This window comes from Actomonas spartinae (assembly GCF_051209155.1).
GTDB lineage: Bacteria > Verrucomicrobiota > Verrucomicrobiia > Opitutales > Opitutaceae > Actomonas.
This window is the reverse complement of sequence record NZ_JBPJGB010000002.1, coordinates 926391-941947: the sequence shown is the minus strand read 5'-3', so window position 1 is coordinate 941947 and position 15557 is coordinate 926391. Positions and strand designations below refer to the sequence as shown.

At 66.2% G+C, this 15557-nt stretch carries 12 protein-coding genes; 3 read left to right on the top strand and 9 right to left on the bottom strand.

The genetic code is table 11. The features are described from left to right. Window positions 1–17: 17 nt before the first annotated feature. From AC0MRV_RS11505 to AC0MRV_RS11495, 3 genes are all read left to right on the top strand, one after another. The gene (locus tag AC0MRV_RS11505; RefSeq protein ID WP_472764616.1) at window positions 18–1700 is read left to right on the top strand and encodes an HDOD domain-containing protein; all 1683 of its coding nucleotides are present in this window, start codon (window positions 18–20) and stop codon (window positions 1698–1700) included. Between the two features lie 29 nt (window positions 1701–1729). Then, a complete protein-coding gene (locus tag AC0MRV_RS11500; RefSeq protein WP_472764615.1) occupies window positions 1730–3418 on the top strand; it encodes an HDOD domain-containing protein in 1689 nt (562 codons plus the stop codon). Between the two features lie 308 nt (window positions 3419–3726). Continuing rightward, the gene (locus AC0MRV_RS11495; protein ID WP_472764614.1) at window positions 3727–4257 is read left to right on the top strand and encodes a glycine cleavage system transcriptional repressor; all 531 of its coding nucleotides are present in this window, start codon (window positions 3727–3729) and stop codon (window positions 4255–4257) included. Window positions 4258–4284: 27 nt separating this feature from the next. Here the strand turns inward: AC0MRV_RS11495 and AC0MRV_RS11490 are convergent, their stop codons facing one another. From AC0MRV_RS11490 to AC0MRV_RS11450, 9 genes are all read right to left on the bottom strand, one after another. Next, window positions 4285–6279, bottom strand: coding sequence for an outer membrane protein assembly factor BamB family protein (locus AC0MRV_RS11490; protein WP_472764613.1), 1995 nt, complete (start codon window positions 6277–6279; stop codon window positions 4285–4287). Then, a complete protein-coding gene (locus AC0MRV_RS11485; protein ID WP_472764612.1) occupies window positions 6276–7640 on the bottom strand; it encodes a sensor histidine kinase in 1365 nt (454 codons plus the stop codon). Before AC0MRV_RS11485 ends, AC0MRV_RS11490 begins: the two co-directional genes overlap by 4 nt. 25 nt (window positions 7641–7665) lie before the next feature. Then, window positions 7666–8853, bottom strand: a complete 1188-nt coding sequence (locus tag AC0MRV_RS11480) for a hypothetical protein (protein WP_472764611.1) — start codon at window positions 8851–8853, stop codon at window positions 7666–7668. Between the two features lie 154 nt (window positions 8854–9007). Next, entirely contained in the window at window positions 9008–9439 is a 432-nt protein-coding gene (locus AC0MRV_RS11475) for a hypothetical protein (RefSeq protein WP_472764610.1), read from the bottom strand. A gap of 205 nt (window positions 9440–9644) precedes the next feature. Then, a complete protein-coding gene (locus AC0MRV_RS11470) occupies window positions 9645–11036 on the bottom strand; it encodes a sigma-54-dependent transcriptional regulator (protein WP_472764609.1) in 1392 nt (463 codons plus the stop codon). A gap of 51 nt (window positions 11037–11087) precedes the next feature. After that, entirely contained in the window at window positions 11088–11828 is a 741-nt protein-coding gene (locus tag AC0MRV_RS11465) for a TrmH family RNA methyltransferase (RefSeq protein WP_472764608.1), read from the bottom strand. Further along, the gene (locus tag AC0MRV_RS11460; RefSeq protein ID WP_472764607.1) at window positions 11825–13057 is read right to left on the bottom strand and encodes a sulfotransferase family protein; all 1233 of its coding nucleotides are present in this window, start codon (window positions 13055–13057) and stop codon (window positions 11825–11827) included. Before AC0MRV_RS11460 ends, AC0MRV_RS11465 begins: the two co-directional genes overlap by 4 nt. A gap of 101 nt (window positions 13058–13158) precedes the next feature. Beyond that, window positions 13159–14367, bottom strand: a complete 1209-nt coding sequence (locus AC0MRV_RS11455; RefSeq protein ID WP_472764606.1) for a sulfotransferase family protein — start codon at window positions 14365–14367, stop codon at window positions 13159–13161. 42 nt (window positions 14368–14409) lie between these two features. Further along, window positions 14410–15411 carry an SAM-dependent methyltransferase gene (locus AC0MRV_RS11450; protein WP_472764605.1) on the bottom strand — a complete coding sequence of 334 codons (1002 nt, stop codon included), beginning with the start codon at window positions 15409–15411 and terminating at the stop codon, window positions 14410–14412. Window positions 15412–15557: the final 146 nt, after the last annotated feature.

Below are 15557 nucleotides of genomic sequence, written 5' to 3'. Positions count from 1 at the left end.
CGTCCGTAGATATACGAGTGGACGAAGTGCTGGCCCAACAGACCCTAAATACCGTCGATTCTGCCCTCAAATCCGGGCAAGTCGCCTCGATGCCCGAACTCGTGCGAATCATCCGCGCGCTCAGCAAAGACGAAGGCTCGGTGTCCATCGGCGAGCTCGCCGAACTCATCAACCAGGACTCCACCATCCTCACCCGGGTCATCGCCGCCGCCAACACCTTCGGCTACAATCCCACCAACATCGAGATCACCTCGGTCTCCGACGCCATCCACACCGTCGGCTTCAACCGTGTGCGCATGCTCGCCATGTCGCTCATGCTGCTCGACCACGCCGGCCGCACCAGCAGTGCCTGGGAACAACGGCAGATGGCGGCCATCTCGCTCACCAGCGGCCTCGTCGCGCAGGTCATGGCCGAGCACGCCGGCGCGATCAACCCCGAGACCGCCTTCGTCTGCGCCTCGCTGCGCAACTTTGGACGCCTCTTGCTCGGCACCTTCATGATCGACGAGTTCCGCGAGGCCGTTGCCGCCGCCGACTCCGGCGAGGGCGACGCCGCCTTCACCCGCGTCTTTGGCCTCTCGCCCTTTCAACTCGGCTACGAGCTGCTCAAGTCCGCCAACCTCCCCAGCCCCATTCTCAACGCCGTGCGCCAGCACGAGCCACCCGCTGGCGCCGAGGTCGCTTGGTCCGAGCGCATCATGCACAAACTCGCGACCTTCTCGCTCAAGTTCAGCGAACTCTCGCTCGACTCCGACGTCGCCGATCGCGGCTTCGCCAAAGCGCAGGAGGAAATGATCCGCAAAGCCGGCCGTGATTTCCCCTTCCTGGTCGAACGCACACCCAACATTCTCAAGGAAACCGAGCAACGCCTCGCCCTCCTCTCCTCCGCGGCCGGCGGCGCGGCCATTGGCTCCATCGTGCGCGATCGTCTGCGCCACCGCGCTCGCGCCACCCCCATCAACGGCAAACCCGAGCTCGCCGACACCAAGCCACCGAGCTACCTGCCCCCCGGCGACGCCCACGCCCCGCCCGCGCTCAAACCCTCCCTGCCCAGCGATCCCGACAAACCCACCGCCCGGTCGCGCCCCGCCGCCCAACCCACCCTCACGCCCCGCCGCGCCACCACCCCGGCCGCCGACCCCGAGACCTCCCCGTCCCCCGCTCCTCGTCGCCGTGAGACCACTCGCACCGCCATCGACAACGCGCTCGCCGCCATCGAGTCCGGCAAGACCGGCGCCGCCAATCCGCTGCCCTTCGCGCTCAACGCCGTCTGGAAAACGCTCACCCCTCACGACATGTTTTTCTGCGGACTCGATTCCAGCGGCCGCAGTTTCCGCATCGTGATCGGCAAAGGCCCGCTCGCCGATCGCCTCGGCGAACGCACCCTCTTTCGCCGCTCTGATCGCAACGCCCTGTTCCTCTGCCACGATCGCCTCATCAACCTCTCGATCCAGGACAGCACCGACCCGCGCGTTTTCCGTCACCTGCCCGATTGGTTGAAGGGCGCCGATGCCCCTCGTTCCTTTCTCGCGATTCCCGTTCACCACCAACGCGTGCTGCAGGGACTGCTCTTCATTGGTTGGGACAAGGCGCGCACCGCCCCGTTCGCCAGCGACGAACTCACCCCGATTCAATCCCTCTTTGAAATTGTCGCCCAGCAAAGCGGCGCTGCAACCAATCGCTTCGCCGCGGTGGCCTGAGCACCCGCGCGCGCCAACACCTCCCCCCCGTGCCCCAGAAGCTCGCCAACCAAACTTTGCAGCGAATCGACCATGCCCTCAAATCGGGGCAGGTCACCTCCATGCCGGAGCTGGTGCGCATCATTCGCGCGCTCAGCAGCGACGAGGGCAGCATCTCGATCAGCGACATGGCCGACATGATCAATCAGGATCAGTCGATCCTGCTGCGCGTCGTCGCCGCCGCCAACACCTTCGGCTACAACCCCTCTGGGGCAGAGATCACGTCCGTGACCGAAGCCATTCACACCATCGGTTTCAACCGGGTGCGCACCCTCGCCATGTCGCTCATGCTGCTCGACCACGCCGAGCGCAGCACCAGCCCCACCGAACAACGCCAGATGTCCACCTTGTCGCTCTGCAGCGGCATGGTCGCCCAAGTCGTCGCCGAACGTTCGCCCCTTATGTCGCCGGAACTCGCGTTCGTCTGCGCCGCTCTGCGCAACTTCGGTCGACTCCTGCTCGGCACCTTCATGACCGACGACTTTCGCTCCGCCCGCGATGCCGCCGAGGCCGGCGCAGGTGATATCGCCTACCGCAAAGCCTTTGGCCTCACCCCGCTCGAACTCGGCTACGAACTGCTCAAATCCGCCAATCTGCCCAAGCCCATCCTCAACGCCGTGCGCCAGCATGAATTGCCCGACGACGAAGCCGCTTGGACCGACCGCAAGATGCAGCGCTTGGCCGCCGTCGCCCTCGAGATTAGCGAGGTGACCCTCGACGCTTCCCTCGATGCCCGTAAATTCGAAGACGCCCGGGACAAGATCATGGCCAAGGCCGCCGCCGATTTCCCCCACTTCGCCCACGAGCTGACCGACATCCTCGCCACCGCCAGTGAACGGCTCACGCGCCTGGTCTCTGCCCACGCTGCCACCGCGCGCAACCTCGCCCCGGGTCTTAACCGTCTGCGCGACCGCGTGCACTCCCTCACCAAGGCCGCGGCGGAACCCAGTCCCGCCGCCACCTCGAGCTCAACTCCGCCTCCCGCATCGCCCCACCATGCGGAACCACTCGCCGCGACCCCATTCGCATCGGTGACCGCCGGACAACACGTCGACGACGCCACCGTGCGACCGACGCCGCCCAGCTCCGCGCCCTCCATCGCCGAACGTGACCTGCTGGCTGAATCCCCCACGCCCGCCAGCTCCGCTCCCGACAGTGCTCCCGCCGCACGCCTGACGCCGGAGCCGGTTTCCGCCGACATCCTGAAGCGTATGGAGGAATCCGGCTGTCCCGACGAAACGCTCCAACTCGCGCTCGATACCGTGTGGCAAAGTCTCGCTCCACGCGACCTCATCTACGCCCAACCAGACTCCCGCGGCCGCACCTTTACCATCCATCGCGGCCGCGGCCCTTTGAGCGACGAGTTGGGCCATCGCACCCTGTTCTCGGCCAACGAGCGCAACGCCTTCCTCCTTTGTCATCAGCACCTGCGCAACCTCGCCGTCAAGGACACCGCCGAGCCCAAGATCAACCCGCTCCTGCCGCCGTGGCTCAAGTCAGACAACGCGCCACGCAGTTTTCTGGCGCTGCCCGTCGCTCATCGTCGCGAACTCAAAGGCATCCTGCTCATCGGCTGGGAAAACGCCCGCCGCCAACCTTTCGGCCCCAACGAACTCGCCCCCATCCAACGCCTCTTCGAACTCGTCGCCCGCGTCGCCAGCCAGGCCGCCCTCGTCTAACCCGCCCCCCGCGCCTTGCCCGCCAAGAGGCCCCACCCATTTCCATCCAAAACCCGGATCAATTGTAACCTAATAGGTTACACTTCCTTTCGGCCCCAAATCCTACCTTGCGGCACACTTTAACGAGCAAAAGTGCCCTGCGGCTTCGCGGCTGGAACCCAATTTTGTCACCTATTAGGTGACAGTTTACCCAGCATGGCGCGGTCGAGCCGAGGGCAAGTTGCGGACGGGAGAGTCGACCACCGGGACCGTAGAACTCTGGCAGCGCCGTCTTGCCGGCGCCCCGCTGGCGACGCTAGCTTGGCGGCATGCTCACGTCTTTTGTGATGACCGTCATCGGAGCCGACCGCACCGGCCTCGTCGATTCGCTCGCCCGCACCGTCGCCGACCACGGCGGCAATTGGCTCGAGAGCCGCATGTGCCACCTCGGTGGCCAGTTCGCCGGCCTCATGCGCGTCGAAATCGAAGCGGACCAGGCCGCCGCCCTGCGCACCGCCATCGAGGGCCTCGTCGCCAGCGGCCTCGCCATCACCGTGCAGGCCGACGACGCCTCCCCCGCGCCGGTCGCGGGCAGCCTCGCCATGGTTGACCTGGTCGGGCAGGATCGGCCCGGTCTGCTCCGCCAGATCACCGGCGTCTTCGCCAAGCACGGTCTCAATGTCGAGGAACTCGAAAGCGAACGCGCCGCGGCTCCACTCGGTGGCGGCACGCTCTTTAAGGCCAGCGCCACGGTCTTCGTGCCCGACAGCTTCGACCTTGATACGCTCGGCGACGACCTCGAACAGATCGCCACCGACCTCATGGTCGACATCCAGCTCGCCCCGGAATCCGCCGAGTAGCGACCCGCTCAACTGCATGGTTATGGCTCAGGGCGCCAGCACGTAGACCTCGACGAGGCCCACCCCGGTCTCGCCGTTCGCGCCTTTCACCACCGCGGAGTAAAGTCCTGCCGGCACGGTCACGATCATCGCCGCGTCCTTGCCGCCGGCCGGAAGCGCAAACGCCCCCACCAACGCCGCCCGCTCCGCAACAATCGCCGCGTCACTCGTGACCGCCAGGTCGTCGACCTGCGCGATCAACCCACTCGCGCCATGCAGCTGCACGATGGGATTGCTGATCGCGCCGTCGACACCGTGCCCGGTCAACGCCGGGCCCACGCCGCGAACCAGCAGGGTCATCGTTTCATCGATCACAAAACCCGCGATCAACACGTCCGCTCCCAACCCCACCTGACTCCGCGCCGACACATTGACCAATCGCGTATCGGCATCTCCGCCGGCGTCATAGGCCTCAACCAGCGCGAGTCCCGTCTGTCCGCCGACACCCGTCACGTGCACCGAATTCACCCCGGCGCCAAACGAGGTCGAGGTCGCCGCATCACCGGCACCGCTCACCAACGGAAACGCTCCCAGGCTCGACATCGTGTCCGCCATCGCGACCGCCTCCGTGACGTCGGCATCCCAGTCGTCGTTGAAACCGATCTGCGTCCCGCCCGGCGCGTAAATCGTCAGCTGCGTGTCGGCCAACGCCGTCGTGAACCCGTAGGCCTGCGCCAGAGTCGGTCCCACCCCGCGCAACAACATCGCGCGCTGCCCGTCGCCTGCCACCACGAAACCCGCCACCAGGGTCTCCGCGCCCGTGCCCGCATTGGTGCGCACCGACAGGTTCAACAACCGCCCGGTCGCGTCCCCCGTTTCGCCGCGCGGTTGCCAACCACCACGCTGCGCCGTGCGTTGAAACTGCGGCCAGTCCCCGCTGAGTTCGGGTCCGCTCGTGCCGTGGATCGCGTAGAGCTTCTTGTCATAACTCCCGACGTAAATGCGTCCGTCCGTCGCCACCACCGGCGAGCTGTCGAGCCAGTCACCCGCTTCCACCGTCCACCGCGGGGTGCCGTCGGCCGCCCAGGCGTGCACCTGATAATCGCTCGCGCCCACCACGATCGATCCGTCCGCGCGCACCGCCGCCGTCGCATAGATCTCCGCGCCAACATCGCGCGTCCATTTGATCGTGCCGTCGGGCGCAATCGCGCGAAATACGCCGTCGGTTGAGCCAATGTAGATCGTCCCGTCCTCGCCAATCACCGGCGACGCCTCGACGCCGTCGCCCGTCAGCACCGACCATTTGGCCGTTCCGTCGAGGTTGAGCGCATACACATAGCGGTCGCGCGAACCGAACACCACCGTGCCGTCCGCCGCGATGGCCGCGCCGCCCACCACGTCGCCACCCGTCTCCGCACGATAAACTAGCGTGCCATCGGGATTCACCGCGTAGAACGAATCGTCCCACGATCCAAAATAGACCACGCCATCCGCCGCCACCGTCGGCGCCGACTGAATCCAATCGGTCGCCGGAAAAACCCACTTCACCGCGCCTGCCTCGGTCAACGCGTGCAATAAGCCGTCTCCACCGGGCACATACAGCGTGCCGTCCGGTGCCTGGGCCGCACTCGCGCTGATGAAGGCCTCCGTATCGTAGCTCCACTTCACCACCCCGGTGCCCCGATCGAGCGCATACAGTTTTCCGTCCCAACAACCCACATAAAGTGTCTCGCCGTCGCGCCCCACCAGCGGCGAGGCGTCGACCCAATCAGGCAGATTAGTCTGCCACTTCAGCGAACCATCCGGCCGCAGCGCCAACACCCGACCCGCCGTGATCAGCGCCGAGGAACTGCCGATCTCCAAACCAAAATAAACCGTCCCATCTGCATCAACCGACGGTGCCGAGACGATCGCCCCGCCGGCCGCCGACGAAAGCGTGGTGTAAGTCCACAACAGTGTGCCGTCGCTTTGCCCGCGAACACCGGCCAAGCCCGCCGCCAATCCCAACAACCAACCGAGCCGACACCACTGAACGAATTTCATGACAGGGTCCTTTCCACCGTGACCGGCACGCAGAGCTGAAAGCAAGTGCCGCGCGCGTCGCTTCGGGCAACCGTCAGGCTGCCGCCGGCGTGCCGCGCCAATTGCCGACTGAGCGCCAGCCCGAGTCCCGCCCCGCTGGCCTTGGTGCTTTGCACCGGCGCAAACGCCGCCGCCCGCACCGCCGCCGGCAAACCCGGCCCCGTATCCTCCACTTCAATACAAATGGTTCCCGACTCGCTTTGGCAACGCACCGTGATGCTGCCCCCGCGCGGCGTCGCCGCGATGGCATTGTCGAGCAGGTTGCCGAGCACCAACCCAACCAACGCCGCCGTGCGGCCATCCATCGCCGGCACAGCGCCATCCGCGGAAACGCGCAACGTGAGTTCCGCTTTGGCCAGGGCGTTCTCCACCCGCGCCGTCGCCGCCGCGCACACCTCCGCGGCCGTCACGGTGTAGTCGGTGCCGTCGCGTTCGTCCTGCAGCACCGCCAGCACTTCATTGATCATGCCGCGCACGCGTCGGGTGGTCGCGGCCGCTTCGAGCCAGGCTTCACCCGGGCTTCTACCCCGGGATTCCGGCTCTTCGGCCATGAAGCCTGCCAGCCCCGCGAGCGGATTCTTCAACCCGTGGATGAGGTGTGAGCTGATCGCGCCAATCGCCGCGGTCTTGGTGTGCAGCAGCAACTCGCGGTTCGCGTGCGCCAAGTCCTCGGCCTGTCGCCGCAACCGGGCAAAGGCCCAGCTCAACCCGCCGACCAACACCACCGCGCCCAGGCCGCCGGCCCAACCAACCACGGTCAGCAACTGACGATCCACCGCCGCCAATTCCGCCGCCATCGGTCGTCCGTCCTTCCAATAGCGCACCCAGCCGCGATGCGCGTTCTCGCCTGGCAACGCGAGGGGAACGATCACTTCGACCCACGGCCCCGGCGTCAGGGCCAACGCTTCGCCGGCGGCGTCGGCCGGTGGCGCGCCGGGATGAAACCGCGCCCGCGCCTCTTCCGTTCGCTTCGCCGGCGCGAGCTCGTCGACATAAGCCTCCAAGGGGAGTTCACGCGCTGCGGCGCCGTCGGCACCATAAACTTGTATCGCCGCCACACCTTCGAGACGCGAGGACTCCAGCAACGCCTCGAACACGTCATCGATCGTCGCCTCGAGTCCGAGCTGGGCAAAGCGCGTCTCTCCAAGATCGCGCTGCAACCGCGCGACCGCCGCGACCGCCGCCGCCTCGCGGTCCAACACCCCGCCCTGCAGCTCCCGCCGAACGGGCCAGGCGACCATGCCGACCAGCGCCAGCAGCAACAACGCTGCGGCGAGCAGGGCGGTCCATTGGACTTGGCGGGAGCTGAGGCTTCGCGGCATCGGTGATCGGCGATGAAAATTAGCGTCAGAAGAGGCGGTTCAGTCCAAACCACACCATCTCATCGGTGTAGCTGGCATCGGTTTCGTTGCTCAGACTTTCGTCGTGTTGGAACTGGCCAAACACCTCCCAACGCTCGCCCAAACCGCGGCGCAGTTCCGCCTCCCACACGGTATCCTGTTGCGTGCGCGGATCCGGCGTGAGCCCCGCTCCCACGGTCTGCACGAGATAGGTCACCTCACTGCGCTCCGTCCGACCGCGCACCGTCCAGTTCCGCCAGGCCCACTCCACGTCGAGCGACCAGCGATCACGGTCGTAGTCATAAAACCCCGAAGTCCCGTCACGGTTCTCCAGGGTTCCCCAACGCCCCTCGAGCGTCCAACGCCCCGCCGCCACGAAACGCACCCGCGCCCGCGCCTCCGTGCCGGTCTGATCGAAGCCGAGCCGCGTGTCTTCGAGAATGCGTCCTCCCGTGGTCGCCTCGCCGCGGAAATCGTAGTCCCGCGCAGCGGACACCTGCGCGCCGGCAAACTCCAGCCAAGCAGCCGGCGACCAAATCAGTTCACCCCGCCACTCGCGCGCAGCATGGTCCTCGGGCACTTCCTGATAGTCCGCCCGCCGTGCCTTCGCTCCGCCCTGCACGGCGAAACCCCACGGCAATTGCAGCCGCAGTTGGCCGCCGAGATCGCCGCCCGCCACTTTCACCGGCACCACGGTGCGCGCGCCGATGGACTCGGTGATGTCCAGCACTTGATCCTGCCAATACCCCTGCAGGCTGCCGCTGGCTTGCACCCACGCCCACGGCCGCCAACGGGCCTCGCCGCGACCAAACCATGCCTGCTCGTCGTCGACCGCGGGATGGCCGTCATACCAGCGCGCGTAGCCATCGAGCAGTGCCAACGCATCGAATCGCTCCGATTCGCGCAGTGCGAATCCCTCCAGTCCCAGCTGACCGAAAGTCGCCGACTCTGCCGCAATCGTGCTGAGCCCCGGGTTGCTTCGCTGTCCCCACGCGGCGGATACACCGGCCAACGTCTGCCACGCCCCTGGTCGCAGGTCGTCGAGCAACGCCGCCAATTCCGGCGTGAGCTCATCTTCCGCGGCGGCGAGGGCTAGATCGTCCGTCTCCTGGGCCTGCCCCGAGAGGGTCGCAACCAACAGCAGCGCGACACCGCACAAGCGACGCGGCCGGGAGATTTCGGGGATTCTCTTCACGCTGGTGGAAAGGATGGAGGGGGGGTTGAAAGAGAGGAAGAATAGCGGAGGCACGGTTGGCGCGGATCGGGTCGGGAAACCGGATGGGTCACCGAGGTGACCCATCCGGCGTTAACGACGTCACGAACCAGCGTGAAATCGTGCCGTCGAAAGATCAGCCACCGCCACCGCCGGCGCGCCGGCGGGCGTTGCGCAGCTCGCGCATTTCGTCGCGGATTTGGCGGGCAAGCTCGCGTTGTTCGCGCACTTGGGTGCGTTGCAGTTCTCGCAACTCAGCGATGGCCGCTTCGCGTTCCTCGGCCGTCATATCCTGCAGGCGCGCAAGCAACTGGCGTCGGTTGGCGACCCAGTCCTGACGTTGCTGTTGAAAGCGGTTGACGAGGTCCTGCACTTCGGTCGGCAGGTTTTCATAGCCAGGCAGGCGCATGGCGTCCGGGACGTGAGCGCGAACTCGCGGGCCTTGACCGGGCACCGCGGTGACGGGACCGGGATCGACCGGCTGGGCCGTGCCATCGGTCTGTGCCAATGAACCGACCACGCCAACAGTGGCGGTAAGGGTGAGGATTTTGAGAAGGGAGGCTTTCATGATGATGTTCTCCGGGTGAGTGATTTGGAAAAGTGCTGGTGCTCCTGAACCCTGCACTGGACGTGCCAACGATAGAAAAGAGACGTTTCTCGCTGCCTTAAGGTTACTTACATGATAATCGGGCGATCAGGACCCTCGCGAGGATTGGGAACTATTTCCCAACCCCGGGTGCGAGCGGTGGGAAATACTTCCCAGCCGGCGGCGTTCATTCGCCGCCGTCGCGACGTTTCAAACGGTAGCGCACGGTGTCGCGCGGCACGCCGAGCAGCCGGGCCGCGGCAGACACATTGCCGGCCGCCTGCGCCAAGGCTCGATCCACGAGTTGGTCGATCGCTGCTTCCAGCTCGAAGCCGCCCTCCTCCGGAAACCGAAAGCCCCGCCGCAGCCAAGCGCCGGAGGGCTCCGCCTCGTCCGCCCCGGCCAGTCCGGCAAACGTAAGCTGATCGTCGTCAAACACCACCGAGCGCTCAATCTCGTGCGCCAACTCACGCACGTTTCCCGGCCAGGTGTGCGCCAGCAGCCGCGTGCGACCGATCGCCGGAATCGCCCCGACCCGCAGGCCATAACGCGCCGCGATCCGCTCGGCCAGGGCTTCGGCGAGCGCGACAACGTCCTCGCCGCGTTCACGCAACGGCGGAATGCGCACGCGAAACAGGTCGAGCCGTTGCCGTAGGTCTTCGCGAAACTCACCGGCCGCGACCCGCGCCGCCAAGTCTCCCTGCGCCGCGGCCACGATGCGCACGTCGACCGCGATCGTGCGTTGTCCGCCGAGTCTCCGCACTACGCGGTCTTCGATCGCGGTCAGCAGCTTCGCCTGGACCGCCGCCGACAGGCTGGTGAGTTCATCCAAAAACAAGGTGCCGCCATCGGCGGCCTCCATGAGGCCGATCTTCGCCTCCTTCGCGTCGGTGAACGCGCCGCGCTCATGGCCAAAGAGTTCGGATTCCGCCAGCGCGTCCGGCAACGCCGAGCAATTCACTTCAATCAAAGGGCCCTTCGCGCGCGGGCCATTGCGGTGCAGCCACCGCGCAAACGAGGTTTTGCCCGTGCCCGTTTCCCCCTCGATCAACACCGGCGCCGGCGCGCCGCGCGCCGCCTCCACCCGTCGGTCGGCCGCGACGATCTTGTCGAGCAAGGAACGCACTCCCTGTAACGACGAACCAAATACCAAGGCGCCGTCCTGCGCCACCTCCCGGGCTTCCCGATGAGCCTCGCCGCGCGCCTTGCGGCGGGATTGCTGCGCCCGCGCCAACCGCACCGCCGCCTCCGCCGCCTCAAAGGGTTTCACCAGATAATCGGCCGCCCCCAGGCGCATGGCCTCAACCGCGCCCTCCACACCTCCTTCCGCGGTCATCACCACCACGACCGTGTCGCCCCCCACCGCCCCGTCCCGCAGCAGATCGAGGCTGCGGCCATCGGGCAGATTCACATCGAGCAGCGCGAAATCAAAGGCCAGGTCGGCCAACAAACGGCGCGCTTCCGCCAGCGTGGCCGCGGCCGAAACCTCCGCGCCGTGCTTTTCCAACTGCGCCGTGAAGCGCCGCCGAAGCAGGGGTTCGTCTTCCACCAGAAGCAGGGAGCAGCCGTCGAGTCGCATGGGGTAACGCAATCTGACTGCGCGGCGCCCGCACGGCAACGCCGTTTCAGCTCAACGGCCCCACAGTCGATCCATCAGGATCGCGCCCGCCACCGAAACGTTGAGCGATTCCACCGCTCCCGTGCCGGCCAGCGTCACGCGGTGGGTGCACAGGGCCGCGACCTCGTCGCTCAGGCCGTGCTCTTCATTCCCCAGCACCAGCATCACCGGTTGTTTCGCGGCCAGGCCGCCGACCCGGTCGGAGCCTTCGCGCGTCGCCGCGCCGACCAGCGCGTAACCCGCCGCTTTCAAATCTTTCAGCAAGGCGATCAGGTTGCGCGGCTGCCACACCTGCACCGCCTCCATCCCGCCTTCCGCCACGCGATAGGCCGCGTCGTTCGGCCGCGCGGTGTCCGCTGTATCCGTAATGATGATATGCTTGACCCCGTAAAACGCGGCGGTGCGCGCGATCGCGCCGAGATTGTGCGCGTTGCCCACGCGATCGAGCACGAGTCCGCGCGCGCCGTCAGCCGCCCACTGCTCCGGGTCGCCACGCTTGGGGGAATTGGGCGGCGGAGCGTAGACCACCGCCACGATGCCGCCGTGGTGCACCGTCCCGGCGACTTTTTCCAATTCGGCCGGCTCCACGCAGCGATAAACTTTGCGCGCCTGAGCCAGCGACTTGGTGATGCCACCGATCTTTCGGCCGGTCGGATAATCGAAAAACAAGCGTAGGATCGTCTCCGGCGCCTGCTCCCACCGCGCTGTGACTGCCGCCAGCCCACAGACGTTGATCGTGGTCGAAGCCTTCATGCGCTCCCCTTCCCGCGCTCCTCCGCGGGCCCCAACGCCCAGGACGACACGACCGGCAGGGTGAACGACCAGTCGAACTCAAAGTCCAAGGCCGCACTGTAGAGAAACCAGTCGCCAAACGCGCGCCGGTGCTCGCCAAACACATCCGGGAACACGCCCGGCAAATCGGTGCGCAACCGATACAGGTAATGCGCAAACTCAGTGATCACCGGCACGCCCTTCCCGTGGGTGGGATCGGCCGCCGCCGGGCTCATCAACCATGCGTAGAAACTGCCCGGCTCGATCGAGCCGCCATCCTGCCAACGCTCGAGATCGTGCTTCGTCTCCTCAAAATAGATGTGCAGCAAAATCGGCGCGAGCGGCACGCCGTTGGCAAAGGTGCCACCGGGAAACGGATTTCCCGCGCGCGCCGGATCGGTCACCCGCACGTTCGCCGGATCGGCCGGATCCATCGTGTAGCCCAGCGCCGCAAACTGCGCCGGATAGGGTTCCTGCTCACGCAACACCGTCTGGATCTCCGACGGCAACTCCTCCGTCCAGCTATTGAGCCCGCCTTTGCGCATGAAGGTTTTGCGCCGGTCCTTGGTCGACTGCATCACCCCGATTTCACAGGCGCACAGCGCGCGCCGCACTTTGTCGAGGGGCTGCGGCACCAAGCGGTCGGTCAGGGCCTTGAAGGTTTCGATCGGACGCAGCCACAGGTCCTCGTAGCGCACGCCGTGCGTCACGCCGCAACGCAGCCAGTAGATCGAGAGGTGCGTCTTCAGGTAGTAGCCCCGCTTCGCGTAGTGCAGCGAGTGTTCGCCATAGTTGCCCGCGCCGTCCGCCAGCATCGAGTCGGGCCGCATCGCGCGGATGTGCTCCGGATCGTCGTCCCGCTCGTCGCGGTTGTCCGTGTAATGTCGCAACGAAACAAATACATCGCCCGGGTGACGCACCGGCGTCACGAAGACGAATCCACGCTCCTTCGCCAGCGCGATCAACTCGGGCTCCGGCGGATAGTGCTGCTGCCCCACCCAGCGCGGACCAAAGGCGTTCCAATCAATGACGCGGAAGTCCGGGTCCAGCGCCACCATGGGCAGGTGGTAGAGCTCGGCCAACAGGTAGCGCAGCCACGTGTTGCCCGCCTTCGGCGTGCCGACGATGATGATCTTCAGGCTATCAAACTCACAGGCCGGTTCATGAACCGGCCCATCCAGCGGCAACGGAGCGCAGGGCACAGGCAACATAGCCGGCCACTTCAACGCTCGACCCCCGCCTCGTCGACGCGAAATCCATCCGACCTTGCTGCTCCCCGCTGTAGCCGGCCTCGCTGAGGCCGGTCAGTGCGTCAGCCCCGCGCCCACGAGGTCAACACCGGCATGGCGAAGCTGCGGTCGATGCGAAACTCCCGCACCGCGCAATACATGAACCAGTCGCCAAACTCGCGCCGGTCCGCGCCGAACACATCGGGAAACACCTGCCGCAGATCTTCCCGGATCGAATAGAAATACATCGCAAACTCCGTGATCACCGGCGCCACCGCCCCGGCATGCGGATCGGCCGCCGCCGGACTCAGCAGCCAGTCGTGAAACGCCTGTTGGTCGATCTCGTTGGAGCCCGCTTTGCGCCAACGCGTCGGATCCTTCTTGGTCAGGTCAAAATAGGCTCGCACGATCATCGGCGCCACCGGCACGCCGTTTTCAAACCGACCGCCCGGGAACGGGTTGTCCTCCGTCGGCCGCTTTTCGACGATCTCATTGCGCGGATCCGCCGGATCCATCGAGTAGCCCAGCGCCGCGATCTGATCGGGATAAGGCGGCAGGCTCCGCAACAACTCCTGATGTCGCTCCGGCAGCTCTGTCATCCACCCCCCCACGCCGCCTTTGCGGACGAGTTTCCCGTCCGGATCGTGCCGCGCGCGCATGAGGTCAATTTCGCAGGCGCAGATCGCCAGTCGCACCGCATCGCGCTCACGCGGCAGGATGCGATCGGCCAGCGTGGCCAGCGTCTGCACGGGCTGATACCACAGATCTTCATACCGCACCCCGTGCGTCCAACCACCGCGCAGCCAATAGATCGACTGGTGCAGTTTCAGGAAAAACCCGCGCTCGATCCAACGTGCCGTCGCGCCGCCAAACACCCCCTGCCCGTCGCGCATCATCCAATCCGGTCGCGACTCCGGGTCCTTCTCATCCTCCTCGTCATGCTCGTCACGTCGATCAACGAAGTGGCGAAACGACACCAGCACATCACCCGGATGCCGCAGCGGCGTCACAAACACGATGCCCTGCTCCTCCGCCTTCGCCAATAGCGCCCGGTCCGGCGGGAAATGCTGTTGCCCGATCCAACGCGGTCCCAGCCCCGCCCAATCGATCGTGCGGTAATCGGCATTCAGGTGCACGATCGGCAGATCGTAGAGCTCGCTCAGCAGATGCGTGAGCCACGTGTTGCCGGCCTTGGGCGTGCCGACCACGGCGATCCGCAGTGTCTCAAACGCCCGGGGTGCTTCACGCACCGGACCTTCCAACTTCAGCGGATTACAGACAGGGGAACTCATCAACGGGCGACCAAAACGCGCCCCTTACGCGCCGTCGACTTCTTACTTTTCGATCACCTCACCCACCAAAGTGAACTCCTCGCGATCATGCCACAGGTGCCGCACCCGCAGTTTCCGGGTGTGCGCCACAAACGGCGAGTCCGGTCGCGTCATCTCCCGCAGCAGGGCCACCGGATCGACGCGGCCAAACTTGAGGATGACCACAAATCGCCGGCACCAGCCGTTTACCAGCCACGGAGCGATGAGGTTGCGCGCCACGTGATGCGGTTCCTCCACCAGATCGCAGAACAGCCAGTCGATCACCTCACCCGCCGCCGGCCTAAATCCAAACGCGTCCTCGCGGCGATGGTCGATGAGCGGATGGTCCAGTGCACCGCCCTTCATCGGTCCGTTGTCGATCGCGATGACCCGCGCGCCCCGCTTGGCGGCGCTGTAGCTCCAACCACCCGGCGCGGCCCCGAGATCGACCACCGTCTCGCCCCCGTCCGGCTCGTATCCGATCACCCCATACGCCTCTTCCACCTTCAGATAGCTGCGCGACGGCGCCAACGCGTCATCGGCCATGCGTCGTTGCCCGCCCCGCACAACGTCGCGGGCCAGCCACGCCTCGCCGAAATCGGTGAACAGCACAAACAACCCGCGCACCGGCCCCACGCCCGCCGGCACCTCCGGTTCCGCCAGCCGCGCCACCCGGCCGAGGCGTTTTTTGAGCAAGGGATGAAAGGCCTTTTCCACGCCGGAGGCGCGACGCCCGAGCCCGTCCAATCCCGCCGCCGTCGCGAACACACACGGCCACGCCGCCTCCACCCGCTCGCCACGCATCGAGCCGAGAAAAAAGTCCAGGACCGCCCCGGCCAACTGATTGACCGACTCCCCTGCCACCCGCACCGGCTCCAGCCATACCGAGTGCGCAAAACAAAGCTCCTCGGGCGAAGCACCCTCGGCCTGCAGCCACCCGCCGCCCTGCCCGATCACGCGACCGCCCCGCGCAGCGATTTCGCCTGCGAGCAGCTCCTCAAATCCAGGTTGGCAACGGCACAACATGCCCGCGCAGCCTGCTCAGCACCCCAGTCCATGCGAGAACTTTCCCCAGGTCCCAACATGACTGTTTGTCACGTCAGACGTGACAAATGGCTTGGGCCCCTGGAGCAAATGTGGCTCGCGCTGGCAGGCGGCCTGCTGGCAGGGTC